Here is a 25,139-nt window from a genome sequence, read left to right as displayed (position 1 = left end):
TATGGCGCGGCCGGCCGCAGGCTGCAAATCCGACGGTCCGGATTGGCGGCGATGGGCGGGGGGGCTAGAGTCCCCAGCATGGCCCGCGATGCCCCTCCCGATCTGCGCCGTGGCTGGACCACGGGCGCCTGCGCGACCGCCGCCGTCAAGGCGGCGCTGACGCGGCTGTGGGCGGGGGAATTTCCCGAGACGGTGTCGATCGTGCTGCCGCGAGGGGAGGCGCCGGTCTTTGCGCTCGCCCACCGGGCGGCGGGCGAGGATTGGGCCGAGGCGGGGATCGTGAAGGATGCGGGCGATGATCCGGACGTGACCCATGGCTGCATGGTCGTGGCGCGAGTGGCGCCGTCGCGGGGCGGCGTAGTGTTTCGGGCGGGGCCCGGGGTCGGCACGATCACCCGCGCGGGCCTGCCGCTGCCGCCGGGCGAACCCGCGATCAACCCGGTGCCGCGGCAGATGATGGCCGCCGAGGTCTCCGCGCTGGCCGCGGAGCTGGGGCAGGCGGGCGACGTCAAGATCACGGTGTCGATCCCCGGCGGCGCGGAGATCGCCGCGAAGACCTGGAACCCGCGGCTTGGAATCGAGGGCGGCCTTTCGGTCCTGGGCACGACCGGTGTGGTGCGGCCGTTCTCCTGTGCGGCCTGGATCGCCTCGATCCATCGTGGCATCGACGTCGCCCGTGCCGCGGGCGCGGTGCATGTCGCCGGCGCCACGGGCGCGCAGAGCGAGCGGGCGGTGCAGGCCCTGCACGGGCTGCCGGACCACGCGATGCTCGACATGGGGGATTTCGTCGGCGGGCTGGTGAAGTACCTCGTCCGCCACCCGGTGCCGCGCCTGACCGTCGCGGGCGGGCTCGGGAAGCTGACCAAGCTGGGACAGGGCGCGCGGGATCTGCATTCGGCGCGGTCACAGGTGGATTTCGCGCGGCTGGCGCGTGACGCCGGACGGCCTGAGATCGCGGAGGCGGAGACGGTGCTGGAGGCCCATGAGCGCGTCGGCCCGGACCTGGCGGAGGTGATCGCGGGGGGCGCGCTGCGCGAGCTGGACCGGATGGTGGGCGAGAGCGGAATCCGCGTCGACGTGGTGGCCTGCGACCGCGCCGGGCGGATCGTGGCGCGCGCGGAATGATGCGGCTGTTGCTCCTTGCGGGGACGGCGGAGGCGCGGCAGCTGGCCGCCGCGCTCGGCAGCGAGCGCCGGGTGAGCGTCATCGCCTCGCTGGCCGGCGCCACCCGCTCGCCCCGGCCCCTTGGGGTCGCCACGCGGATCGGCGGCTTCGGCGGGGCCGAGGGGTTCGCCGACTGGTTGAAGCGCGAGAGAATCGATGCGGTGATGGACGCCACCCACCCGTTCGCCGCCCGGATCAGCCACCGCACGGCGGAGGTCTGCGATGCGCTGGGGCTGAGCTACGTGCAGTTCCTGCGACCGCCCTGGATGCCGGTGGACGGCGACCGCTGGCATTTCCTGAACGACGAGAGCGATGCCGCGCGGTTCATTCCCGCCGGCGCGCGGGTCTTCCTGGCGACCGGGCGGCAGGGGCTGGAGCGCTTTGCCAACCTCGAGGGGCGGGAGCTGGTGTGCCGGCAGATCGATACGCCGGACCGGGCCTTTCCCTTCCCGAACGGGCATTTCATGGTCGGCGCGCCGCCCTTCGATGTGGAGGACGAGGAGGTGCTGTTCCGGCGGCTGGGAATCGACTGGCTGGTGGCGAAGAATGCCGGCGGCTCGGCCAGCCGGGCGAAGCTGGACGCCGCGCGGCATCTCCACCTGCCAGTGGCGATGATCCGGCGCCCACTTCAGCCCGAGGGGCCGAAGCTGCAGACCGTGGCCGCGGCGCTCGGCTGGGTGCGGCGGCGGCTGTGACGGACGAGCGGATCATAGAGACGCCGGCCTGCGTGGCCGAGGGCGCGGCGTGGCTGGCCGCGCGCGAGCCGCGCTTTGCCACGGCACTGGCGGCGACGGGGCCGCTGCCCCTGCGACGGCGCCGGGACGGGTTCGCGGCGCTGCTCGACGCGATCGTCAGCCAGCAGCTCAGCGTCGCGGCGGCGAACACGATCTGGCGGCGGCTGAAGGCGGCGGGGCTGACGGGGCCGCGCAAGATCATGTGGGCCAGCGACGACGAGCTCAGGGCCTGCGGGCTGTCGCGGCAGAAGATCCGTTATGCCCGCGAACTGGCGGCGGCGCGGATCGACTATCGCGCGCTGCGGGAGGCGCCGAGCGAGGAGGTGATCGAGCGGCTGGTCAAGGTGCCGGGGATCGGCCGCTGGACGGCGGAGATCTACGCGATGTTCTCGCTGGGGCGGGCGGACGTGTTCGCGCCGGCGGACCTGGCGCTGCAGGAATCGGCGCGGGTGCTGTTCAAGCTGCCGGCCCGCCCGCGCGAGCGGGACTTCCGCGCGATGGCCGAGGCCTGGTCACCATGGCGGGGCGTTGCGGCGCGGGCGCTGTGGGCCTACTACCGGGTGGCGAAGGACAGGGAAGGCATTCGATGACACGCGTACTGGACTACAAGCGCCGCGGCCCCGAGGTCGGACAGGCGACGTCGCTGGTGATCCTGCTGCATGGCTACGGCGCCGACGGCAACGACCTTCTGGGTCTGGCCGATCCGCTGGGAGAGCACTTGCCGGGCACCGCCTTCGTTGCCCCGGACGCGCCGGAGCAATGCGTCGCGAACCCCATGGGATTCCAGTGGTTTCCGATCCCCTGGATCGACGGCTCCGATCCCGTGGCGGCGGAAGAGGGGATGATGGCCGCGGCGGGCGACCTCGACGCCTTTCTCGACCAGATCGCCGCGGACGAGGAGGTGCCGTCGGAGCGGACGATCCTGCTGGGCTTTTCCCAGGGGACGATGATGGCGCTGCACGTGGCGCCGAAGCGGCGCGCGCCCTATGCCGGGATCGTCGGCGTGTCGGGCCGGCTGCTGCGGCCCGAGGAGCTGGAGGAGACGGTGCGCGTGCGCCCGTCGGTGCTGCTGATGCACGGCGACCAGGACGAAGTCGTGCCGCCCGAGTCGATGCCCGAGGCGGCGCAGGCGCTGCAGGATGCGGGCTTCGACGTCTATGCCCACGTGATGCAGGGCACGGGCCACGGCATCGCGCCCGACGGGCTGAGCCTGGCGCTGGCCTTCATGCGCGAACGGCTAGGGCTGGAGAGCGCCGGCTAGGGACCCTGGCCGGGGAGGGGGCTGTCCGCCCCCGCTTGCCTACGGCAAGCCCCCCGAGGATATTTTCCGGACCAAAGAGGCCGCGTCTCAGTGGCGCGGAAACCAGAGCCGGGGTTCGGCCATCTCGAGTGAATTGCCCGACGGGTCGCGGAAATAGATCGAGCGGGCACCGTTCGGCCAGTGGAAGTCGGCCTCGATGCCGTGGCCGGCGGCGGTGAGGCGCGCCGCCCAGGCCTCGATCTGCTCGCCCGAGGCGGAAAAGCACAGATGGCCCGCACCGCGGGCGCCGTGGGGCGGCACCGGGAGGTCGGGGTTCGAGGGCGGCTGTTCCGTGGCATCGGGATCAAAGACCAGCAAGATCGCCTGGCCCAGACGGTAGAAGACATGGCGGCCCTCGACGCGCAGCACTTCCTCGAGACCGAGGAGGCCACCGTAGAAATCCTGCGCCGCGGCGAGGTCGTCGACATAGAGCGCGGCCTCGAGAAGGTCGCCGGGGGGCGGGGGCGTTGCATCTTTCATCGATGTCAGTCTAGCCTCTCGGGGCCCCCTGTCAGCCCCGAGCGTGGTGCTGTCATACCGATGTGACAGAATCGGCCTAAGGCTCGCGGCAAATCATGGGGCTTGTTTGGCGGCGAGCGCCAGATATAGTTTCATCGAGTGCTGGGGCGGGTCGTCCCGCTCTGGTGCCACCGAGGGGCAGACAGGGCGGGAACGGAGTCACTCATGGACGGCGAATTCAGGACGAGTTTCGTTCGTGAACCAAACAACCTCAAACACCATCCGGCATTGGTGCTGAACGCCGATTACCGGCCGCTGTCGTATTACCCCCTGTCGCTCTGGCCCTGGCAGGAGGCGATCAAGGCGGCGTGGCTGGACCGGGTGGACATCGTCGCCGAGTACGACACCCTCGTCCGCTCGCCCACGACGGAAATCCGAATACCCTCGGTGGTGGTGCTGAAGGATTTCGTCAAACCGCAGAAGCGCGTGGCCTTCACGCGCTTCAATTTGTTTCTGAGGGACGAATTCTGCTGCCAGTACTGCGGCAGCAAGGGCGACCTGACCTTCGATCACGTGGTGCCGCGCGCCCGTGGGGGCATCACCAGCTGGGAGAACGTCGTCGCCGCATGTTCGCGGTGCAATCTCGCCAAGGGCTCGAAGAGCCTCAAGAAGGTGGGCATGTCGCTGCGCAAGCCGCCGCGGCAGCCGGGGGCGGAAGAGCTGAAGAACATGGGCCGGCGGTTCCCTCCGAACCACCTGCACGAGACCTGGCTCGACTTTCTCTACTGGGATGCGGAACTCGAGGCGTGAGACCGCGACCGAGGTTTGTCCTCTGCCGCCACGATGCTAGACACGTGGCGGCGCCGCCTCTATACGCACGGCGGTAAGCCGATAGCGCTAACGGCGGCGGCAGGCAGGACGAAAGCGAGGATCTCCATGGTGTCACGCGTCATTCCCGTCGATCGGTTCGACCTTGTGATCTTCGGAGGCACGGGAGATCTGGCGCGGCGCAAGATCCTTCCGGGCCTGTTCCGCCGCTTCATGGCCGGCCAGATGCCCGAGGGCAGCCGGATCATCGGCGCGGCGCGCTCCGAGCTCGACGACCAGGCCTATCGCGACATGGCCCGCGAGGCGCTGGAGGAGTTCATCGACAAGGACCGCCGCCCGAAGGAGTGCGTCGACGCCTTCATCGAGCAGATCCATTATGTCGCGATCGACGCGACCGGGACCGGCGGCTGGTCGGAGCTCGCCCAGACGATGAGCAGCGACACCGTGCGTGCCTTCTACTTCTCGGTCGCGCCGAGCCTGTTCGGCGCCCTGGCCGAACGCCTGCACGAACACAACATCGCCGATTCGCAGAGCCGGATCGTGGTGGAAAAACCGTTCGGCCGCGATCTCGAGACCGCGCGCACTCTGAACCGAACCCTGGCGCAGCATTTCGACGAGACTCAGATCTACCGCATCGACCATTATCTCGGGAAGGAGACGGTTCAGAACCTGATGGCCGTGCGGTTCGGCAATGTCCTGTTCGAGCCGCTCTGGAACAGCCAGTATGTCGACCACATCCAGATCACCGTGGCCGAGACCGTCGGCGTCGGTGGCCGCGGCGCCTATTACGACAAGTCCGGCGCGATGCGGGACATGGTGCAGAACCACCTGATGCAGCTTCTGTGCCTGATCGCCATGGAGCCGCCGTCGCGCTTCGACCCGGACGCGGTGCGCGACGAGAAGCTCAAGGTGATCCGCGCGCTTGAACCCGTCGCGCCGCACGACATCGTCCGCGGGCAGTACGACGCGTTCAACGGCGCGCCCTCCTACCGCGAGGACGTGGAGGACCCCCAGAGCCTGACCGAGAGCTTCATCGCGATGAAGCTGCACGTCTCGAACTGGCGGTGGGCGGGCACGCCGTTCTACCTGCGCACGGGCAAGAAGCTGCGCGCCCGCACGTCGGAGATCGCCGTGGTGTTCAAGGACGCGCCGCATTCGATCTTCGGTCAGGCCGAGAAGGCGCACCGCAACATCCTGACGATCCGGCTGCAGCCCAACGAGGGGATGACCCTGGGCGTGACGATCAAGGAACCGGGGCCGGGCGGGATGCGTCTGATCGACGTGCCGCTGGACATGAGCTTTGCCGACGCGCTCGGTCCCGAGGCGGGCGAGGTGCCGGACGCCTACGAGCGGCTGATCATGGACGTGATCCGCGGCAACCAGACCCTCTTCATGCGGGGCGACGAGGTCGAGGCCGCGTGGGCCTGGACCGACCCGATCATCGAGGGCTGGGAGGCCCGGGGCGACGCACCGAAACCCTATGAGCCGGGCACCTCCGGTCCCGAGGACGCGCAGATCCTCATCCACCGCGAAGGACGCCGCTGGCGCGAGATCAAGGAATAGGCGGGGGCGCGCTCCCGCGGAAAGGCCCGAGAATGGAGTTCGTCGAATACGCCGACCGCGAGATGATGATGGTGACGCTGGCCGACCGGCTGTCGTCCGAGTTGAAGTCGTACCTGCTTCACCAGGACCACGCCTCGCTCGCGGTGCCCGGCGGGACCACGCCGGGGCCGATCTTCGACACGCTGTCGGGCGCCGCGCTGGACTGGAGCCGCATCCACGTGATGCTGACCGATGAACGCTGGGTGCCGGAGGATCACGAGCGGTCGAACACGCGCCTCCTGCGGCAGCGCCTCCTGACGGGCCGTGCGGAAGAGGCGCAGTACGTGCCGCTCTACGAGCCGACCGAGACCCCAGAGGACGCGATGGAGACGCTCGCCGCGCGGATCGGTCCGGAATTGCCGCTCTCGCTGCTGCTCCTCGGCATGGGCGACGACATGCACACGGCCTCGCTGTTTCCCGGCGCCGACCGGTTGGACGACGCGCTGAGATCCGATGCGCCGCCGGTGATGGCGATGCGGGGCGGGGGTGCGCCCGAACCCCGCGTCACACTGACCGGCCCGGTGCTGCGTGGCGCGATGTCGACCCACGTGCTCATCACCGGACCTTCCAAGCGCGAGGCGCTGGAGCGCGCGCGCCACCTGAAACCGTCCGAGGCGCCCGTGGCGGCGATCCTCGGGGATGCGACCGTGCACTGGGCGGAGTGAAAGCCGACATGAACTGGACCGACCTGCAAAAGACGGCCGCCGCCGTCGCCGACCGCCCGATCCTGGACCTCTTCGATGCCGAAAGGGCCGAGAGCTTCTCGGTCGAGGCCGGAGATCTCCTGTTCGACTATTCCAAGACGAACCTCGATGCCGAGACTAGGCAGGGCCTGCTCGACATGGCCGAGGCGGCAGATTGGACGGGCCGCCGCGACGCGATGTTCGACGGCGCGCCGATCAACGAGACCGAGGGCAGGGCGGTCCTGCACACCGCGCTGCGCAATCTCGACGCGCGACCGGTGACGGTCGACGGTACCGATGTGATGCCCGAGGTGCTGGGCACGCTGGGCCGCATGGAAGGCTTCGCGCAGGCGGTGCGAGAGGGCGACTATACCGGACAGGGCGGCCGGATCACCGACGTGGTGAATATCGGCATCGGCGGCTCGGATCTCGGACCCGCGATGGCGGTGCAGGCGCTGAGCCCCTACCAGGACGGACCGCGCTGCCATTTCGTGTCGAATGTCGACGGCGCGCAGATCGCCGACACGCTGCGCGGACTCGATCCCGAAACGACGCTGGTGATCGTCGCGTCCAAGACCTTCACGACGATCGAGACGATGACGAACGCCGCCACCGCCAAGGCCTGGATGGGCGAGCAGGTGCGCGACCCCGCGGGCCAGTTCGCTGCGCTCTCCTCGGCGCTCGACAAGACCAACCAGTGGGGCATCGACGAAAGCCGCGTCTTCGGCTTCGCCGACTGGGTGGGCGGCCGCTACTCGGTCTGGGGCCCGATCGGGCTGTCGCTGATGATCGCGGTCGGACCCGAGGCGTTCCGCGCGTTCCTGTCGGGTGGACAGGCGATGGACACGCATTTCCGATCGGCCGAACCCCTCGACAACATGCCGCTGATGCTGGCCCTGGTCGGGATCTGGCACAATCAGGGCTGCGGTCACGCCACCCGCGCCGTGCTCCCCTACGAGCAGCGTCTGGCGCGCCTGCCGGCCTATCTTCAGCAGCTCGAGATGGAATCGAACGGCAAGCGCGTCGCGATGGACGGGCAGGAGCTGCCCGTGGACAGCGGGCCGGTCGTCTGGGGCGAGCCGGGCACGAACGGCCAGCACGCCTTCTACCAGCTGATCCACCAAGGGACCCGTGTCGTGCCCTGTGAATTCATGGTCGGCGCGGAAAGCCACGAACCCGACCTTGCGCATCAGCATCGCCTACTCGTCGCGAATGCCCTGGCGCAGGCCGAGGCGCTTCTGCGGGGGCGCAGCCTCGACGAGGCGCGCGCGCTCCTCGAAGGCAAGTTCGAAGGCGAGGAACTGGAGCGGCAGGCGCGGCACCGCGTCTTTCCGGGCAATCGCCCGTCGACGATGCTGGTCTATCCGCAACTCACGCCGTTCGTCCTTGGCCAGATCGTCGCGCTCTACGAGCACCGCGTCTTCGTCGAGGGCGCGCTGCTGGGCCTCAATTCCTTCGATCAGTGGGGCGTCGAACTGGGCAAGGAACTGGCCAAGGCGCTGGAGCCAGTGCTGGCAGGGGAGGTCTCCGCAGAGGACAAGGACGCCTCCACCCGCCGTCTTGTCGACCATGTCCGCGCCCGCCGCGACTGAGGTCGCGGGGGCTCTGCCCCCGCACCCCCGGGATATTTCGAGACAGAAGAATACCTCTCGGCTTTCCCTTCTTCTGCCCAGAAATATCCCGGGGGAGGCCTGCCGCAGGCAGGCCGGGGGCAGAGCCACCACGGATCGGATCGCCCCGGCGATCCGATCCCGTCAGGGAATGTCGAACCCCGCGGGCGCCAGTTCGAACCCCTCGAAACGGAAGGCGGGCGAGACGGTGCAGCCGACCAGCGCCCATCCGTCTCCGGCGCGGGCGGCCTGCCAGTGGCCTTCGGGCACGATCGCCTGGGGAACCTGGTCGGACAGGACGTCCGGGCCAAGGCGGTGCAGGTCGACCGGGCCGCGCGAGTCGGCCGCGATCCTGAGCTCGAGCGGCGTGCCGGCGTAGAAGTGCCAGATCTCGGTGGCGTCGACGCGGTGCCAGTGGCTGGCTTCGCCGGCCTTCAGCAGGAAATAGATGCAGCTGCCCGCCGGGCGTGCGCCGTCGCCGCCGCCGGCCCAAGTCTGCCTGAAATGGCCGCCTTCGGGATGGGTCTCGAGGCCAAGCCGTGCGATCAGCGCGTCTGCCGTGTCGTCGGTCACCATGAATCTCCTATCTGTCTCTAGCGTCGCCTGTCAGTGCCGGGCCGTGTGGGAGCAGGGCAGGCGGAAAGGGCACGAAGACTTGTCGGGATCTGCAAGTGTTTATCGAGAAGCTTCCGAGAGTGGCGAAATCCCGCTGGAACGAATGCGCCGGGGGTGATCGTTCCCGTGACAAGAAGCAAGGAGGATTTACCATGACCGATTACAGATTCCTCTCCGCCGCAGCACTGGGCCTGGGCCTTGCGACAGCGCCGATGGCCGTCGCGGACCAGCACGAGAACGGCAACGGCGATCAGGCGCAGCAGTCCGACCAGCAGACGGCGGCGGCCTCCGCCGACGCGCAGGGCGGCCCGCTCGATCCGAGTTCGCTGATCCGCACGCGCGACATCACCGACGGGCCGATCTACACCACGAACGAGGCCGATGACGAGTTCGACTGGGATACCGATACCGTGCTCGAAGAGGTCGGTGCCGAGTGGAACCAGATCGGCGAGATCGAGGATATCGTCCTGGATCGCAGCGGTCAGATGGTCGGCATCGTCGCCGAGGTCGGTGGATTCATCGACATCACGGACAAGCACGTGCTGCTGCGCGTGGAAGACGTGAAGCTCGTCTCGGCCGAGGACGGCAGCTATGCCTATGTCACGCACCGCAACGAGGAAAACCTCGAGGATATGGAGAACGTCGACGAAGGCTTCTGGAACTGATCACGCGTCCGGCGCCAAGACGGAGCGGATAAGGGGGCCAGACGGCCCCCTTTTTCATGTCAGCGCAGGATCGAGCGGCCGGCGTATTCGGCGGTGGCGCCGAGCAGTTCCTCGATCCGGATCAGCTGGTTGTACTTGGCAAGCCGGTCCGACCGGGCAAGCGAGCCGGTCTTGATCTGGCCGCAATTCGTCGCCACCGCGAGATCGGCGATGGTCGCGTCCTCGGTCTCGCCCGAGCGGTGCGACATCACGTTGGTGAACCGGGCGCGGTGCGCCATGTCGACGGCCTTGAGCGTCTCCGAAAGGGTGCCGATCTGGTTGACCTTAACCAGCATCGAGTTGCCGCATCCCTTCTCGATGCCGTCCTTCAGGCGCTTGGGATTGGTCACGAACAGGTCGTCGCCCACCAGCTGCACCCGGTCGCCGAGGCGGTCGGTCAGCATCTTCCAGCCGTCCCAATCGTCCTCGGAGCAGCCGTCCTCGATCGACAGGATCGGGTAGTCGTCGCAGAGCTTCGCCAGCGTTTCGATGTTCTCTTCGGGCGTCAGGGACTGGCCCTCGCCGCGGAACTCGTACTTGCCGTTCTCGAAATACTCCGTCGCGGCGCAGTCGAGGGCGAGCATGATGTCGGTGCCGGGGGTGTAGCCGGCCTTTTCGACGGACTTGAGGATGAAATCCAGCGCCTCGCGGGTCGAGCCGAGCTCGGGCGCGAAGCCGCCCTCGTCGCCCAGGCCGGTGGACATGCCGGCGGCCTTCAGCTCGGCCTTGAGGGTGTGGAACACCTCCGAGCCCATGCGGACAGCCTCGCGGATGGTGTCCGCGGCGACCGGCATGATCATGAATTCCTGGATGTCGATCGGGTTGTCGGCGTGTTCGCCGCCGTTGATGATGTTCATCATCGGCACCGGCAGGGTCCGCGCCGAGGTGCCACCGACATAGCGGAAAAGCGGCTGGCCGACATATTCGGCGGCGGCCTTGGCGGTGGCGAGCGAGACGCCGAGGATGGCGTTCGCGCCCAGGCGGCCCTTGTTGTCGGTGCCGTCCATTTCGATCATGGCGGCGTCGAGCGCTTCCTGTTCGGTCGCGTCCATGCCGACGAGGCCTTCGGCCAGCTCTCCGTTGACCGAGGCGACAGCGTCGAGCACGCCCTTGCCCTTGTAGCGCGCCTTGTCGCCGTCCCGGCGCTCGACGGCCTCGTGGGCGCCGGTGGAGGCGCCCGAGGGCACCGCCGCGCGGCCCATCGTGCCGTCTTCGAGGATGACGTCGACCTCGACCGTGGGGTTGCCGCGGCTGTCGAGGATTTCGCGGCCGACGATGTCGATGATGGTGCTCATATGGGTGTCCCTCAGTGTCCCGTGTCCGGCTCGTCCCCGTTCTAGGGGAGCGGCGCGGCCGAGGAAAGGCCCCTGCGCCGGGCCCGGAGCGCCTGGCGTTCGCGCACCAGGGTATAGAGGCCCGAGCCGATGATCAGCGCCGCCCCCGCGAGGGTCAGCGCGTCGGGGCGCTCGGCGAAGAAGGTCATCCCGAGGATCAGCGCGAAGAGCAGGCGGGCATAGCGAAACGGCGTGACCACGGCGACTTCGCCGACGCGCATGGCGGCGGTGATCGCGTAGTACCCCGACAGCCCGACGACCGAGGCGCAGGCGAGCGCGGCGAGGTTGCCGGCCGAGGGCGCTGTGCCGCCCCCGGTGATCGCCAGCAGGACCGCGCCGGTGGGGACGATGGCGATGAAGCCGTAGGCAGCCAGCACAGTGGTGCTGATCCGCGAGGGCACGCGGCGCGTGGCGAGGTCCCGCAGGGCGAGGCCGAACACCGCGATCACGGCGAGGATCGAGGCGGGCTCGAACCCCGCGAGACCGGGCCGCACCACCATCAGCACGCCGGCGAAGCCCGCCGCGATCGCCGTCCAGCGACGCCAGCCCACGGGCTCGCCCAGGAACAGGGCGGCGCCCAGCGTCACGGCCAGCGGCGTCGCCTGCAGGATGGCAGAGGTCGAGGCGAGCGGCAGCAGCGAGATGGCGGTGACGAAGCCCGCGGTGCAGACGATCTCGCCCAAGTGCCGCAGCAGGACGGGCGGCGCGATGGCGTCGCGGCTGAGGACGCGCGCGCCCTGCGCCCGCGCCATGATGGAGAAGGCGATGCCGCCGATCGTGCCGAGGATCATCAGGATCTGGCCGATCGGCAGGTCGGACGAGACGGCCTTGATGATCGCGTCCTCCACGGCAAAACCGGCCATGGCGGCGACCATCAGGACGATGCCGCGCAAGTTCTCCATTTCCTGTTCCTTCGATGCGGCCCGCGGACGCGGGCGCTAGTCGTCGTCGTCGCGCGTCCGGGGCACGCCGTAGAGTTCCAGCCGGTGCCCCTTGAGATCGTATCCCAGTCGGGCGGCGATCCGTTCCTGGAGCGCCTCAATCTCGCGGTCGACGAACTCGATCACGTCGCCGGACTGCATGTCGATCAGGTGGTCGTGATGGTCACGCTCGGCATCTTCCCAGCGGGCGCGGCCGTCGCCGAATTCGCGCCGCTCGAGGATGCCGGATTCCTCGAACAGCTTCACCGTGCGATAGACCGTGGCGATCGAGATCCGCGGGTCGGCCGCGGCCGCGCGGGCATAGAGCGCCTCGACATCCGGGTGATCGTCGCTGTCCTCGAGGACCTGCGCGATCGTGCGGCGCTGCTCGGTCAGGCGCAGCCCCTTGGCTTCGCAGCGCGCGATGATGCTTTCGGACATGGAGGGCCCCGTCGGCGGTCGTGATCGTGGTGCCGACGGGTTTAGCCAATCGCGGCGGCTTGCTCCACCCGTTTCGCGAGCTCAGAGGGTGATGCGGCCCTCCATCACCTGCACGGCGCGGCCCGTGATCGTGACCGCGCCCTCCGCGACGCGGACGCCGATCCGGCTGGGCCGGCCCATCTCGACCCCTTGCGCGATGTCGAGCGTCAGCTCGCCGCCCTCGCGCTGCGCCAGGTAGGCGCCGAGCGCGGCGGCCGCGCTGCCGGTCGCCGGATCCTCGGGGATGTTGTCGAGCGGCGCGAACATGCGCGCGCGCACTGCCTCGCCGTCGCGGACATAGGCGAGGATCGCGAAGTCGAAGTCCGAAGGGTAGAGCTGCGCGGCCCGCCGGAAGGCATCGGTCACCGGCAGGCACGCCGCCAAGGTCTCGGCGCTGTCCAGCTCGGCCAGCACGAAGGGCAGCCCGACCGAAGCCACTGCCGGCGCATGCCGGTCGGTGCGGATCGCACCTTCGGGCAGGCCCAGGCAAGCGGCGATGTCCTCGGGCGCGGGCTCAAAGAGGATCTCCAACGGCGCATGGGTGACGAAGTCGGCCGCGCCGTCGCGGACGCGGCAGGTGATCGGCCCGACGCCGAGTTCGAGCACCTGCTCGCCGCCATGGCCCAGGTCGTCCAGCGCGATGGCGGTGCCGATTGTCGGATGCCCTGCGAAGGGGATTTCAGTGGTGGGCGTGAAGATCCGGACCTTGGCCGTATGGCCGGGCTCGTCGGCCGGGTAGACGAAGGTCGTCTCGGAAAAGTTGAACTCGCGCGCGATGCGCTGCAGCCGGTCCTCGGCAAGCCCGCTGGCGTCGGGGATGACGGCCAGCGGGTTGCCGCCGAACGGCATGTCGGTGAACACGTCGTAGACGAAATATCGGGTCATCTCAGTAAAGCGGCGTCTTTCCAAGGCTGGTGTGGATCGCGTTCACGTCCTCCTCGGACATCTTCAGCGCCTGGGCGAGGGCGTGCAGGTGTTCGGCCTCGGCCCGGTTGTTGGGTTCGATCGCCATGACGCTGGCGGTGTAGATGTCGCGCTCCTGTCCGGCGGGGACCTGACTGGCCAGGGCCTGCGGATCGACGGGTGCTTCCAGCGCGGTCTCGAGGAAGGCGCGGTCGGTGTCGTCGTTCTCCTCGATCATCCTGTCGAGGATGCGGCGCTCTTCGGTGTCGATGTTGCCGTCGGCCTTCGCGGCCATCACCATGGCGCGGATGATGAGCCCGGCCTCGGCCTCGTCATCCGGCACAGCGTCGCCCATCCGGGTGCGGGCCAGCAAACCTTCGATCTTGGTGCCCGACGCCGCGCCGCCCGATGCGGCCGCCAGCCCGCCCAGCAGGCCCGAGATGCCGCCGCCGGTCCCGGCGCCGCCGCTGCCCGAGAGACCCAGCTTGCGCATCGCGCCGGCGATCGGGTCGTTGGGGTCGCCCTTGCCCGACTGCGCGTCGCTGAGGCGGCGCTTCAGCCCCTCGACGCCGCCGGAGTTGCGGACCGTCTGGACCCCTTTCACCGCTGCGAAGGCGAGGCCGAGCTTGAGGGCCATGGATTTCAGGGACATCTTGGAAACTCCTTTTCCGTCGTCAGACGAGATCGGGCGCGCGGCCCACGCGGTTGGCCAGGCGCCCGACCGTCAGGCCCTGGATGATGATCGAAAACACCACGACAATATAACACGCGGTGAGGATCAGTGGTTTCCATTCGCTGTCTGGCAGACTCAGTGCCAGCGCGACCGAGATGCCGCCCTTGAGACCTCCCCAGGTCATCACCGGGATGATCCCGGCTTCGGTTTCGCGGAACGGCTTGAGCAGCATCACCGGTAGCGACACCGCGGCCAGTCGCGCCGTCAGCGCCAGCGGGATCGCCATCAGTCCGGCGACCAGCGCGCTGACGTCGAAGGCGATCACGAAAACCTCCAGCCCGATCAGCAGGAACAGCACCGCGTTGAGGATCTCGTCGACCAGCTTCCAGAACGCCTCGACGTAGTCGCGGGTCTCGGCCGTCATGCCCCGCGCGGTGCCGACATGTCCGATCAGCAGGCCCGCGCAGACCGCCATAATCGGCCCCGAGACATGCAGGAACACCGCCAGCTCGTAGCCGCCGAAGGCCAGCGCCAACGTCAGCAGCACTTCGAGCGGGTAGTCGTCGATGCGCCGCATCAGGCGGAAGGTCAGCCACCCCAGCACCAGCCCCAGCACCGCACCGCCGATCGCCTCCTGCACGAAGAGACGCGCCGCGCCCGCCAGCCCCGAGGCGTGGCTCTCGTCGCCGGGAAAGGCGATGCCCACGAGGACGAGAAAGACGACATAACCGACGCCGTCGTTGAACAGGCTCTCGCCCGCGATCTTGGTTTCGAGCGTCTTGGGCAGGCTCGCCTCGCGCAGGACGCCCAGCACGGCGACCGGATCGGTAGGCGAGATCAGCGCGCCGAACACCAGCGCCACCAGGATCGGCGCCCCCGCGATCCACGAGAACCCGACGCCGGCGATCACGGTGGACAGCCCGACGCCCAGCGTCGCCATCAGAAGGACGGGACGCCATTCCTTGCGGAGATCCCCGAGATCGACGTGCAGCGCGCCCGCGAACAGCAGAAGCCCCAGCATCCCTTCGAGCAGCGCGTCGGAGAAATCGATCCCCGTCACCATCTCGCGCACCCGCGTGGCGATGCCGAGGCCGGGGATCAGCAATTCCAGCCCCAGGACGCACAGAGACGCCGCCAGCGACACGATCAGGATGCCGATCGCAGAGGGCAGGCGCAGGACCAGGTAGTTGATCGACCCGAACACCGCGGCAAGCACGATCAGTAGGGCCGAAATCTGCAGCAATGTCATGGACGTCTCCCGCTGGTTGCGAGGTCAGCTAGCACGGCGACCGACCACGGCAAAGCGCGACGGCGCCCGAGCGCGACCTGCGACACTGCCCCCGCTTTACGAATGGTGCGGGCGGGGCCTAACGTTGACCGAACCAGACGGGAGACAGTGCCGATGCTCCATGCCACCGCCCGGTCGATCGCCCTCGTTTTCTGCCTGTCTCCGGCCGTGGCCTGGGGCCAATCGGAGACCACAACGATCTCGCACGGTGTCTCGGCGTTCGGCGAGCTGAAGTATCCGCCCGATTTCCCGCATTTCGACTACGTCAATCCCGACGCGCCAAAGGGTGGCGAGATGAGTTTTCGCGGGGTGGGGGCTTCGCGCACCTTCGACAGCCTCAATCCCTTCATCCTGGCGGGCGAGCCGGCGCAGGGGCTCGAGCGGATCCACGACACGCTGATGGCGCGGGCGCTGGACGAACCCGACGCGGTCTATGGCCTGCTGGCCGAAAGCGTCGAGTATCCCGCGGATCGCGGCTGGGTGATCTTCACCCTTCGCCCCGACGCGCAGTTCTCGGACGGCCACCCGGTGACCGCCGAGGACGTCGTCTTCACCATCGAGACGCTCAAGTCCGAGGGCTCGCCGCTCTACCGCATCCAGCTCGAGGACGTGACCGGCGCCGAGGCCCTGTCCGAACGGCGGGTGCGGATCGACTTCCGCGATGGCGCGGCGACGCGCGACCTGCCGATGGAGGTTGCCCAGGTCGCGATCCTGCCCGCGCATTACTACGGGGATGTCGACTTCGCCCGCTCGACCCTCGATCCGCCGGTGGGATCGGGGCCCTACGAGATCGCCGATGTCCGGCCCGGGCGGTCGATCACCTATTGCCGCACGCCGGATTACTGGGGCGCGGAGGTGCCGGTGAATGTCGGCAAGGACAATTTCGACTGCCTCCGCTACGAGTATTTCGCCGACCACACCGCCGCATTCGAGGCGCTGAAGGCCGGGGAATACCTGCTGCACGAGGAATATTTCTCGGCGCAATGGGCCACCGGCTACGATTTCCCGGCGCTCAATCGCGGCTGGGTCAAGCAGGTGGAACTGCCCGATCAACGGCCGTCCGGTGCGCAGGGCTTCTACATGAACATGCGCCGGGCCAAGCTGCAGGACGTGCGCGTCCGACAGGCGATCGCCGCTTTGTTCAATTTCGAATGGACCAACCAGACCCTGTTCTACGGTCTCTACGAACGGACCGACAGTTTCTGGGAGAATTCCGCGCTCGAGGCGACCGGCATCCCCGAGGGCCGCGAGCTGGAAATCCTCGAGGAATTCCGCGGCCGGCTTCCCCCCGAGATCTTCACCGAGCCGCCGGTCAGCCCGCCGGAAGGCAGCCTGTCGCAGATCGACCGCTCTTCCGTGCGCCGTGCGGGCGCGCTCCTAGACGAAGCGGGCTGGAAAGTGGGCGAGGACGGCCTGCGCCGAAACGACGCCGGAGACGTGCTGCGGATCGAGTTCGTCTCGGATTCGCCGTCCTTCGAGCGCGTGGTGCTGCCCTATGTCGACAACCTGCGTCGCGTCGGGATCGACGCCCGCTACGTGCAGGTCGACCCCGCCCAGATGGAAGAGCGACAGAAGACGTTCGACTACGACATCACCGGCGCGCGCCTGGTGTCGACCCTCACGCCCTCGACCGAGCTGCGCACCTTCTTCGGCTCGCAGAGCGCCGACCAGCCGGGCACCTACAACCTTTCAGGCATCTCGGACCCGGTGGTGGACGCGCTGATCGCGCGGGCCGTGCAGGCCGACAACCGCGAAGGGATGGTCGCCGCGGTGCATGCCCTCGACCGGGTGCTTCGGTCCAAGCACCTGTGGGTGCCGAACTGGTACAAGGGCACGCACTGGCTCGCCTACTGGGACGTGTTCGACCGGCCCGAGACGAAACCGCCCTACGATCGCGGCGTCGATTTCTGGTGGCTGGATGACGAGAAATACGAGGCGATGGAGCGGGGCGGGCTGCTTCGCTGAAGCGCCGCCCGGCCGAGCCATGTCAGCCTTCGGGCGTGCCGATCATGTCGCGGGCACCGCCGGCGTCGTCGCCGCCGAGTGAGCGGTTCGCGACCCAGATGATCGCCGCGCTCAGGAGAAACATGCCGAAAATGGAAGCCAGCATCAGAAGGTAAATTGTTATTGCACTCATGGTATTCCGTCCGTTTGTTCGCTCTTGCAACGTGGTGGATCGGACTATCGTTCCCCGCCGCCTCGATTTTCGATAAACGGTGATTGCGGCGCCATCGCAAGGCACAAATTCGGTCGGCCCGGTCTAATTTTTCGGGCGTGTCCGATCCGTATCAGCGGGAGTGCTTTCCGTCGCGGCATGGGGAAATTCCATAGGAAGGCGCGGCGAAATCGGCGCTCAATCCGCGACCACTCCGGATTTCGCGCGACACATCGCGCACGGCGTCATTCAAGGGATCGGGAAACGGCGTGGAGCGGGTGAAGGGAATCGAACCCTCGTCGTCAGCTTGGGAAGCTGCTGCTCTACCATTGAGCTACACCCGCCGCGCCGATCCAGATAGAGGCTTCGTGCCCCGTCCGTCAAGCGCCGATCGGCGCCTCAGGCCCGGCGCCGCCGACGCCGCCCGCCGCCCTCGGCCCCGGTATTGAACGACACCTTCGGCAGCGGAACGATCGCCGACAGTTCCGGGAACGGGTCGCTCGCATGGGGCAGGGCGTTCGCGGCCACGAAATGCTCCTGGAACCGCGGCTCGACCGCCGTCTCGATCTTGCGGATGCGGCGCACCTCGGCCTCTATCTCGGCCCGCGCGGCCCGGTTCAGAAGCGCGATCCGCGCCCCGGTGCCCGCGGCGTTGCCGGCGCTCGTCACTTTCTCGAGCCGGGTGTCCGGGATCATCCCCAGCACCATCGCGTGCAACGGCGAGATATGCGCCCCGAACGCCCCCGCCAGCACCACCCGGTCGACCCGGTCGACACCGCGCGCGTCCATCAGCAGCCGGGCCCCGGCATAGAGCGCGGATTTCGCCAGCTGGATCGCGCGGATGTCGTTCTGGGTGACGGCGACGCGCGGGCTTTCGCCGTCCCCCTCGTGCAGCACGTAGCTCTGCGTGCGGCCTTCGGGCACGCACCGGGCGCTGCCGGTCTGCTCGGCCGACCCGATCAGGCCCGACGGGTCCAAAAGCCCGGCCATTCGCATCTCGGCCACCGCCTCGATGATGCCCGACCCGCAGATCCCGGTGATCCCCGTCGCTCCCACGGCCTCGGCGAATCCCGGCGCGTCGGACCACAGATCGCAGCCGATCACGCGGAACTTCGGCTCCAAGGTCTCGCGGTCGATCCGCACCGCCTCGATCGCGCCCGGCGCGGCGCGCTGTCCGGCCGAGATCTGCGCCCCCTCGAAGGCCGGCCCGGTGGGCGACGAGCAGGCGAGCACGCCCTGCCGGTCGCCCAGCAGGATCTCGGCGTTGGTGCCCACGTCCACCACCAGCACGAGGTCCTCGGACGCGCCCGGCGCCTCGGACAGCGCCACCGCCGCGGCGTCGGCGCCCACATGGCCCGCGATGCAGGGCAGGAGATACGCCCGCGCCGCCGCGTTCATGCCGTCGAGCCCCAGCTCGGCCACCCCGCAGCGCACCGCGTCGGACGTCGCCAGCGCAAAGGGCGCCTGTCCCAGTTCAACCGGGTCGATCCCGAGGAAAAGGTGGTGCATCACCGGGTTGCAGACGATCACCGTCTCGACCACCGCCCGCGGCGCGACCCCTGCTTCGGCGGCGACCGACGCGGCGAGCTCTCCCATCGCCCGGCGCACGGCGTCCGTCAACTCGCGGTCGCCGCCCGGGTTCATCATCGCATAGCTCACCCGGCTCATCAGGTCCTCGCCGAACCGGATCTGCGGGTTCATCACCCCGGCCGAGGCCATTACCCGCCCGTCGTCCAGGGCGCACAGATGCGCCGCGATCGTCGTCGAGCCCAGGTCGATGGCCAGCCCGAACAGCCCCGCCTCGTAGAGGCCCGGCCACAGGTCCAGGATCTCCGCCGGCCCCGCGTCGGCCTGGTGCAGCGCGACGGTCACCTGCCGGTTCCCGTCCCGCAGCGCTGGCTGCAGCTTGCGCAGGACGGGCAGGGCGGCGACGGTCTCGGTGACGCCCCATTGCTCGGCCAGCGCGGTCTTCAGTCGTTCGAGGTCGCCCGTGGGGGCGTGCATGTCCGGTTCCGCCACGGTGACGAAAAGCGGACGCGTGGCGGGGTCCATGCGGATCGTGCGCTCGGCGGCGTCCTTGCGCACGATCTGCCGGTGCACCTGGCTTTCGGGCGGAACGTCGATGACGACGTCGTCCTCGATCGTCGCCTGGCAGCCCAGCCGGCGGCCGGCCTTGAGCCCGCGCTTCTCGTCGTAGCGCTGCTCGACGGCGTTCCAGGGCGACAGCGCGTCCTCCGCCACGCTGAGCCCGTGCTTGGAATGCTGGCCATAGGATGGCGCCACCTGGCATTTCGAGCAGATGCCACGTCCCCCGCAGACGGAATCGAGGTCCACGCCCAGCCGCCGCGCCGCGCTGAGGACCGGTGTGCCGCGCGGCACCCGCCCGCGCTTGCCCGAGGGGGTGAAGATCACGAAGGGGTCGTCGGACATGGCGGGGTCTCCGGGGGGCGCTACGCCTCGGAACCTAGCGCCCGCCGGCGCCGCGCATCGGCCTCTGCGCGGCATTTCGGTGTCGGCAACCGCCTCTCAGCCGCGAAAGCCGGTGGCGACCACGAATTTCTCGGCCGAATCCTGGCGGCTCGCGGGCGGCTTGACGTTGGCCACCTTGTCGAAGCGGCGCTTCAGCGTCGCCTGCATCTCGGTCTCCGCGCCCCCCGCCAGGACCTTGGCCACGAAGGTGCCGCCGGGTTCCAGCACGTCGAAGGCGAACTCTGCCGCAGCCTCGCAGAGCGCGACAATCCGCAGGTGGTCGGTCTGCTTGTGGCCCGAGGCGCTGGCGGCCATGTCCGACATCACCACGTCGGCAGAGCCGCCCAGCCACTCCTTCACCCGCAGGTCGGCATCGTCCTCCATGAAGTCCAGCTGGTGGATCTCCGCCCCCTGCACCGGTTCGACCTCCTGCAGGTCGATGCCCAGCACACGGCCCTGGGCCTTGCCGCCCTTCTCGCCCAGGGCGTTCACGCGCGTCACGGCCACCTGGCACCAGCCGCCGGGGGCGCACCCCAGGTCGACCACCCGCGCGCCGGGCACGAGAAAGCGGTACTTGTCGTCGAGTTCGAGGATCTTGTAGGCCGCGCGCCCGCGGTACCCCTCGGCCTTCGCGCGCTGGACGTACGGATCGTTCAGCTGGCGCTGCAGCCAGCGGGTCGAGCTGGGCTTGCGCCCGCGCGCGGTCTTGACCTTCACGGTCAGCTCGCGCTGGCCCCGGCCGCTGGTGTTCTTCTTCTTCCGGTCGCTCATCGCACAACCCTTGCTCGGGGGCGGCAGCGGCCCCTCGGACTTCTTCTGCCTGAAAATATCCTCGCCGAAGGCGCCGTCCGCAAGGCCGGTTCCGTCCGCGACCACGCAATCGCGCCCTTTGGCCGTCAGAACGGCCCGTCCTCCAGCACGCCGTCCGCCGACATCTGCGCATAGAGCAGTCCCTCGCGCAGGCCCCGGTCGGCCACCGACAGCCGGTCCGTCGGCCAGACCCGCAACAGCGCCTGCAGGATCGCCGAGCCCGACATGATCAGGGCGTGGCGATCGCGGCCGATGCGCGGATCGCTGCGCCGCCCCTCGGGGCCCAGCATCAGGTAGTCGCGGATCACCTTGTCGATCTGGTCCGAGGTCATCCGCAGCCCGTCGACCCGGTTGCGGTCGTAGCGCTTCAGTCCGAGATGGCTGGCGGCGACGGTGGTGACGGTGCCCGAGGTGCCGATGATCTGGAAGCCCTCGCGCTTCTGCTCGCGGTCGTAGGGCGAGAAATCCGACAGGTTCTCCTCGAAGAACCAGCTCATCAGCGCGAAGCGCGCGGCGTCGTTCTCGACATCGTCGAACTGCTCGCGCAACGTGGCGACGCCCAGCGGGACCGAGATCCAGTCGACCACGCGGGCCGACGCGAAGGGCGAACCGTCGACCGGCGTGAAGCCCGAATGCAGCCGCATGATCGCCTTGGGCCGCTCCACCCGAGGCACCCGCGTCAGGTCGATCCACACCAACTCGGTCGAGCCGCCGCCGATATCCACCACCAAGAGCTGCTCGGTCTTGGTCGAGACCAGCGGCGCGCACGAAATGACGGCCAGCCGCGCCTCTTCCTCGGGCTGGATGATCTCCAGCGTCAGGCCGGTCTCGCGCTCGACATAGCGGATGAACTCGGGGGCGTTGGTGGCGCGGCGGCAGGCCTCGGTCGCGACGAGGCGCATGTGACGGACCTGGTGCTTGCGCAGCTTCTTCTGACAGATTCGCAGCGCCTGGACCGTGCGCGCCATCGAGGCGCGCGACAGCCGCCCCGACGCCTCGAGACCCAGCCCCAGCTGCACCGATTTCGAGAAGCTGTCCACGACGTGAAACTGGTTGCCCTTGGGCTGGGCAATCAGCATGCGGCAACTGTTGGTGCCCAGATCCAGCGCGGCGTAAAGCTCTGCCGGGTCTGGCTTTTTCGGCGCGGGAGGCTCGACCGGGACCGGGAACGCGCCCGCGCGCGAGGGACGCTTGGGCGCCATGTCGATCGCCCTCCATTCAGTTGCTTGCAGGATAGGCGGACCCGGTGAGTTCCGCAAGCTCTGCGCGGCGGCGGGGGCGCGGTCGGCGGACGATTACGAAGCGTCAAGGACACGGTGTCAGACTTGTGTCGCGGCAGGTCGTTCGTCGCGGATGTTGTGTCGGATTTTCGCGCCTTGCCGCTTTTCATGCCGCGTATCAAGGAATTGCAACCGGCAGAGAGAGGGGCCGAGATGACCGAAGTCACCATCGTTTACTGGCGAGATATCCCGGCACAGGTCATCGTCGGCCGTGGCCGGAGGGGCGACAAGCGGGCGCTGCCCGCGCGCTTCGAACAGGCGATCGACCGCGCCGCAATGAAGGCCGGCGCAGCGGGCAGCGACGCCTATCTCGACGAATGGCGCAAGGCGCCGTTGCAGGTGGACGCGCCGGCACCTGACGCCGCGGCGGCCGCCGCGGCGCTGATCGACCGCACCTACGACGCGGCGCGCCTGCGCCGTCTCATCGAAAACGCGGGCCATGCCCCGCGCCCTGTCAGCGCCGTCTGAGACTAGGAACGCAAATGTCGATTCTCTCCTTCCGCCGGCCCAGCCGCAACGTCACGCCGGTGGCCAACCTGTCCGAGACGATCTCGGGATACTCGATCGAGGTGATGCCCCGCACCGCCGCCAAGATCGACGATTTCCGTTCCGTGCTGCCGCAGGGCACGCGGGTCTATGTCGCGCATATCGACGGCACCGGGATCGACGAGATGGTGGCGACCGCCCGCCGCCTGGGCGAGCAGGGCTTCGACGTCATGCCGCACGTCCCGGCACGGTCGGTCCGCAACCGGGCCGAGCTCGACCGCTGGGTGGGCCGCTATTCCGACGAGGCGGGCGTGCGCCAGGCGCTGGTGCTGGCCGGCGGCATCCCCACGCCGCGCGGCGATTTCCACTCGTCGATGCAGCTGCTCGAAACCGGCGTGTTCGACCGTCACGGCTTCACTCGCCTGCACGTGGCCGGCCACCCCGAGGGCAACCGCGACATCGATCCCGACGGCGGCGACCGCGCCGTGGGCGAGGCGCTGTCGTGGAAACAGGCCTTCGCCCAGCGGACCGACGCGCAGATGGCGCTGGCCACTCAATTCGCCTTCGATGCCGACGCGATCGCGGCGTGGGCCCGCCGGCTGCAGGACAACGGGATGGACCTGCCGATCCATGCCGGCATCGCCGGTCCCGCCAAGCTGCAAACGCTGATCAAGTTCGCCGTCGCCTGCGGTGTCGGCCCCTCGATGGCCGTGCTGCAGAGGCGGGCGATGGACGTCTCCAAGCTGCTCGTCCCGTATGAGCCGACGGACGTGCTGTCGCGCCTGACCGCGCTGCGGGCCCAGGGCCGGACCGGCGGGATCGAGCAGATCCACTTCTTCCCGTTGGGTGGTATCGGCGCCTGCGCCGACTGGGCCGCCAAGTACGGCGGCACGGCGACGCAGCGCGCCGCCGTATCGGGCTAGCGGGATGGCGGCGGCGCTTCTTTTCGATCTCGACGGCACGCTTCTGGACACCGATCCGATCCACGCCGCCGTGTTCCGGGAGGTGTTCGCCGCCCGTGACCGCGAGATTTCGGAGGGGTTCTATGCCGACCATATCCACGGCCGCCTGAACGCCGACATCTTCGCCGAGTATTTCCCGGACGAGGATCCCCAGGCCGTCGCCGACGAGAAGGAGGCCGCGTTCCGCGCGCGCCTCGGCGACAGCGCGGCGCCCATGCCGGGACTGCCGGGCCTGATATCGCGCGCCCAGCGCGAGGGGTGGCGGCTGGCCGTGGTCACCAATGCCCCGCGTCTGAACGCGGAGGCGATGCTGGGGGCGATCGGCATGGCCGACACGTTCGAGGCCGTGGTGATCGGCGACGACCTGCGTCACGGCAAGCCGCACCCCGAGCCGTATCTCGCGGCGATGGACCGGCTGGGCGTCGCCGCGCGCGACTGCATCGCCTTCGAGGACAGTCGCTCGGGCGTCGAATCCGCCAGTGCCGCCGGGGCCCACACCATCGGCATCCGCTCGACCCTTTCCGACGACCAGCTGCGCCACGTGGGCGCTGCTGCCACGATTGCCGACTTTGAAGATCCCGCGCTTTCCACCCACCTGGAGCGCCTGACAGGAGTGATCCCATGACCCGCACCGTTCTGGAATCCAAGACGAAGACCGTGGTGATGGGCTTTGACGAGCCGTTCTGCGTCATCGGCGAGCGAATCAACCCCACCGGCCGCAAGAAGCTGGCGGCCGAGCTCGAGGCGGGCGACTTCTCGACCGTCGAGAAGGACGCGCTGGAACAGGTGGCGTGCGGGGCGATGGTGCTCGATGTGAACGCGGGCGTGGTCTACAACTCGAACCCCAACCCGAACGAGACCGAGCCGCCGCTAATGGGCAAGATGATCGAACTGGTGCAGAGCCAGGTCGACATTCCCCTGTGCATCGACTCCAGCGTGCCCGGCGCGCTCGAGCGAGGGCTGGAGTTGGCCCACGGACGGCCTCTTCTGAACTCGGTGACGGGCGAGGAAGAGCGGCTCGAGGCGATCCTGCCGCTGGTGAAGAAGTACAACGTGCCGGTGGTGGCGATCTCGAACGACGACACCGGCATCAGCGAGGATCCCGACGTCCGCTTCGGCGTGGCGAAGAAAATCGTCGAACGGGCGGCGGATTTCGGCATCCCGCCCGAGGATATCGTCGTCGATCCGCTCGTGATGCCGGTGGGCGCGATGGGCAGCGCGGCGCAGCAGGTCTTCCGCCTCGTCCGCCGGCTGCGGGACGAGTTGGGCGTGAACACCACCTGCGGCGCGTCGAACATCTCGTTCGGCCTGCCGCACCGCCACGGCATCAACGCCGCCTTCCTGCCGATGGCGATCGGCGCCGGCATGACCAGCGCGATCATGAACCCCCTGCGTCCCGCCGAGATGGAGGCGATCCGCGCCGCCAACTTCCTGATGAACCATGACGACAACGGCGCCAGCTGGATCAGCTTCTCGCGCGTGCTGGACGCCGTCGAGGGCGGCGAGAGCTTTGCCGAGGCGTCCAAGGCGCAGGCCGCCGCGGGCTCGGGCAGGGGTCGTCGGCGCGCGCGGGCCCGCTGACGCCGGGGGCGCACCGGCTTGTGATCGGCGCGCGCGATGAGCGGTTTTCAAGCCCGTGGGGCCATGCTAGGCCAGCGCCGATCGCGGCCGGGGGGACCT

At 68.9% G+C, this 25,139-nt stretch carries 26 protein-coding genes and 1 tRNA gene; 14 read left to right on the top strand and 13 right to left on the bottom strand.

Going from position 1 to position 25,139, the window contains the following annotated elements:
* Positions 1 to 78: 78 nt before the first annotated feature.
* The 4 genes from BMZ25_RS08130 to BMZ25_RS08115 are packed head-to-tail and all read left to right on the top strand — an operon-like array spanning position 79 to position 3,159.
* Complete coding sequence (locus BMZ25_RS08130) at positions 79 to 1,125, top strand: cobalt-precorrin-5B (C(1))-methyltransferase (RefSeq protein ID WP_092691701.1); 1,047 nt, start codon at positions 79 to 81, stop codon at positions 1,123 to 1,125.
* Entirely contained in the window at positions 1,122 to 1,859 is a 738-nt protein-coding gene (locus BMZ25_RS08125) for a cobalt-precorrin-6A reductase (protein ID WP_328586842.1), read from the top strand. Before BMZ25_RS08130 ends, BMZ25_RS08125 begins: the two co-directional genes overlap by 4 nt.
* Positions 1,856 to 2,488, top strand: coding sequence for a DNA-3-methyladenine glycosylase family protein (locus tag BMZ25_RS08120; protein WP_092691699.1), 633 nt, complete (start codon positions 1,856 to 1,858; stop codon positions 2,486 to 2,488). The genes BMZ25_RS08125 and BMZ25_RS08120 overlap by 4 nt, the downstream gene beginning before the upstream one ends.
* Complete coding sequence (locus BMZ25_RS08115; protein WP_092691696.1) at positions 2,485 to 3,159, top strand: alpha/beta hydrolase; 675 nt, start codon at positions 2,485 to 2,487, stop codon at positions 3,157 to 3,159. The genes BMZ25_RS08120 and BMZ25_RS08115 overlap by 4 nt, the downstream gene beginning before the upstream one ends.
* Positions 3,160 to 3,246: 87 nt before the next feature.
* Here the strand turns inward: BMZ25_RS08115 and BMZ25_RS08110 are convergent, their stop codons facing one another.
* Complete coding sequence (locus BMZ25_RS08110) at positions 3,247 to 3,678, bottom strand: VOC family protein (RefSeq protein ID WP_092691693.1); 432 nt, start codon at positions 3,676 to 3,678, stop codon at positions 3,247 to 3,249.
* Between the two features lie 204 nt (positions 3,679 to 3,882).
* On the opposite strand from BMZ25_RS08110, the gene BMZ25_RS08105 reads away from it, so the two are divergent.
* The 4 genes from BMZ25_RS08105 to pgi all read left to right on the top strand — a co-directional run bounded on the left by BMZ25_RS08105 (position 3,883) and on the right by pgi (position 8,362).
* Entirely contained in the window at positions 3,883 to 4,467 is a 585-nt protein-coding gene (locus tag BMZ25_RS08105; RefSeq protein WP_092691688.1) for an HNH endonuclease, read from the top strand.
* 126 nt (positions 4,468 to 4,593) lie between these two features.
* On the top strand, positions 4,594 to 6,048 hold the full coding sequence (gene zwf, locus BMZ25_RS08100) for a glucose-6-phosphate dehydrogenase (protein ID WP_092691682.1): 1,455 nt from the start codon (positions 4,594 to 4,596) through the stop codon (positions 6,046 to 6,048).
* Positions 6,049 to 6,080: 32 nt separating this feature from the next.
* Positions 6,081 to 6,752 carry a 6-phosphogluconolactonase gene (gene pgl, locus BMZ25_RS08095; RefSeq protein WP_092691677.1) on the top strand — a complete coding sequence of 224 codons (672 nt, stop codon included), beginning with the start codon at positions 6,081 to 6,083 and terminating at the stop codon, positions 6,750 to 6,752.
* Between the two features lie 8 nt (positions 6,753 to 6,760).
* The gene (gene pgi, locus BMZ25_RS08090; RefSeq protein ID WP_092691672.1) at positions 6,761 to 8,362 is read left to right on the top strand and encodes a glucose-6-phosphate isomerase; all 1,602 of its coding nucleotides are present in this window, start codon (positions 6,761 to 6,763) and stop codon (positions 8,360 to 8,362) included.
* 162 nt (positions 8,363 to 8,524) lie between these two features.
* On the opposite strand, the gene BMZ25_RS08085 is transcribed toward pgi, so the two are convergent.
* Entirely contained in the window at positions 8,525 to 8,956 is a 432-nt protein-coding gene (locus BMZ25_RS08085) for a cupin domain-containing protein (RefSeq protein ID WP_092691666.1), read from the bottom strand.
* 191 nt (positions 8,957 to 9,147) lie between these two features.
* Between BMZ25_RS08085 and BMZ25_RS08080 the strand changes: the two genes are divergently transcribed.
* Positions 9,148 to 9,660: a PRC-barrel domain-containing protein gene (locus BMZ25_RS08080; protein WP_235859820.1), complete on the top strand. Its 513-nt coding sequence runs from the start codon at positions 9,148 to 9,150 to the stop codon at positions 9,658 to 9,660.
* 59 nt (positions 9,661 to 9,719) lie between these two features.
* Here the strand turns inward: BMZ25_RS08080 and eno are convergent, their stop codons facing one another.
* The 6 genes from eno to BMZ25_RS08050 form a co-directional block, all read right to left on the bottom strand.
* Positions 9,720 to 10,994, bottom strand: a complete 1,275-nt coding sequence (eno, locus tag BMZ25_RS08075) for a phosphopyruvate hydratase (RefSeq protein ID WP_092691660.1) — start codon at positions 10,992 to 10,994, stop codon at positions 9,720 to 9,722.
* A 41-nt stretch (positions 10,995 to 11,035) separates the two neighbouring features.
* Positions 11,036 to 11,935, bottom strand: coding sequence for a DMT family transporter (locus BMZ25_RS08070; RefSeq protein WP_092691657.1), 900 nt, complete (start codon positions 11,933 to 11,935; stop codon positions 11,036 to 11,038).
* Between the two features lie 36 nt (positions 11,936 to 11,971).
* Entirely contained in the window at positions 11,972 to 12,394 is a 423-nt protein-coding gene (locus BMZ25_RS08065) for a Fur family transcriptional regulator (protein ID WP_092691652.1), read from the bottom strand.
* A gap of 81 nt (positions 12,395 to 12,475) precedes the next feature.
* Positions 12,476 to 13,318, bottom strand: coding sequence for a PhzF family phenazine biosynthesis protein (locus tag BMZ25_RS08060; RefSeq protein WP_092691647.1), 843 nt, complete (start codon positions 13,316 to 13,318; stop codon positions 12,476 to 12,478).
* A gap of 1 nt (position 13,319) precedes the next feature.
* Positions 13,320 to 13,988, bottom strand: a complete 669-nt coding sequence (locus BMZ25_RS08055; RefSeq protein WP_092691644.1) for a DUF533 domain-containing protein — start codon at positions 13,986 to 13,988, stop codon at positions 13,320 to 13,322.
* A gap of 22 nt (positions 13,989 to 14,010) precedes the next feature.
* Positions 14,011 to 15,258, bottom strand: a complete 1,248-nt coding sequence (locus BMZ25_RS08050) for a cation:proton antiporter (RefSeq protein WP_092691643.1) — start codon at positions 15,256 to 15,258, stop codon at positions 14,011 to 14,013.
* A gap of 153 nt (positions 15,259 to 15,411) precedes the next feature.
* Here BMZ25_RS08050 and BMZ25_RS08045 point away from each other — a divergent pair, with 153 nt between their 5' ends.
* On the top strand, positions 15,412 to 17,262 hold the full coding sequence (locus BMZ25_RS08045) for an extracellular solute-binding protein (RefSeq protein WP_092691640.1): 1,851 nt from the start codon (positions 15,412 to 15,414) through the stop codon (positions 17,260 to 17,262).
* Between the two features lie 22 nt (positions 17,263 to 17,284).
* Here the strand turns inward: BMZ25_RS08045 and BMZ25_RS20790 are convergent, their stop codons facing one another.
* From BMZ25_RS20790 to BMZ25_RS08025, 5 genes are all read right to left on the bottom strand, one after another.
* Complete coding sequence (locus tag BMZ25_RS20790) at positions 17,285 to 17,434, bottom strand: hypothetical protein (protein ID WP_177190422.1); 150 nt, start codon at positions 17,432 to 17,434, stop codon at positions 17,285 to 17,287.
* A 288-nt stretch (positions 17,435 to 17,722) separates the two neighbouring features.
* Positions 17,723 to 17,796, bottom strand: a tRNA-Gly gene (locus tag BMZ25_RS08040).
* 55 nt (positions 17,797 to 17,851) lie between these two features.
* A complete protein-coding gene (locus tag BMZ25_RS08035; protein WP_092691637.1) occupies positions 17,852 to 19,882 on the bottom strand; it encodes an ASKHA domain-containing protein in 2,031 nt (676 codons plus the stop codon).
* Between the two features lie 96 nt (positions 19,883 to 19,978).
* Positions 19,979 to 20,692: an RlmE family RNA methyltransferase gene (locus BMZ25_RS08030; RefSeq protein WP_092692451.1), complete on the bottom strand. Its 714-nt coding sequence runs from the start codon at positions 20,690 to 20,692 to the stop codon at positions 19,979 to 19,981.
* A gap of 125 nt (positions 20,693 to 20,817) precedes the next feature.
* A complete protein-coding gene (locus tag BMZ25_RS08025; protein ID WP_092691636.1) occupies positions 20,818 to 21,933 on the bottom strand; it encodes a Ppx/GppA phosphatase family protein in 1,116 nt (371 codons plus the stop codon).
* A 231-nt stretch (positions 21,934 to 22,164) separates the two neighbouring features.
* Here BMZ25_RS08025 and BMZ25_RS08020 point away from each other — a divergent pair, with 231 nt between their 5' ends.
* The 4 genes from BMZ25_RS08020 to BMZ25_RS08005 are packed head-to-tail and all read left to right on the top strand — an operon-like array spanning position 22,165 to position 25,040.
* Positions 22,165 to 22,479 (top strand): virulence factor, encoded by a 315-nt coding sequence (locus BMZ25_RS08020; RefSeq protein WP_092691633.1) that lies wholly within the window; start codon positions 22,165 to 22,167, stop codon positions 22,477 to 22,479.
* A 14-nt stretch (positions 22,480 to 22,493) separates the two neighbouring features.
* The gene (locus BMZ25_RS08015; RefSeq protein WP_092691628.1) at positions 22,494 to 23,420 is read left to right on the top strand and encodes a methylenetetrahydrofolate reductase; all 927 of its coding nucleotides are present in this window, start codon (positions 22,494 to 22,496) and stop codon (positions 23,418 to 23,420) included.
* Positions 23,421 to 23,424: 4 nt separating this feature from the next.
* Entirely contained in the window at positions 23,425 to 24,084 is a 660-nt protein-coding gene (locus tag BMZ25_RS08010) for an HAD family hydrolase (RefSeq protein WP_092691625.1), read from the top strand.
* A complete protein-coding gene (locus BMZ25_RS08005) occupies positions 24,081 to 25,040 on the top strand; it encodes a methyltetrahydrofolate cobalamin methyltransferase (RefSeq protein WP_092691623.1) in 960 nt (319 codons plus the stop codon). Before BMZ25_RS08010 ends, BMZ25_RS08005 begins: the two co-directional genes overlap by 4 nt.
* Positions 25,041 to 25,139 lie beyond the last annotated feature (99 nt).

This window comes from Tranquillimonas rosea (genome assembly GCF_900111315.1).
Taxonomy (GTDB): domain Bacteria; phylum Pseudomonadota; class Alphaproteobacteria; order Rhodobacterales; family Rhodobacteraceae; genus Tranquillimonas; species Tranquillimonas rosea.
This window is presented reverse-complemented; position numbering and strand designations above follow the sequence as displayed.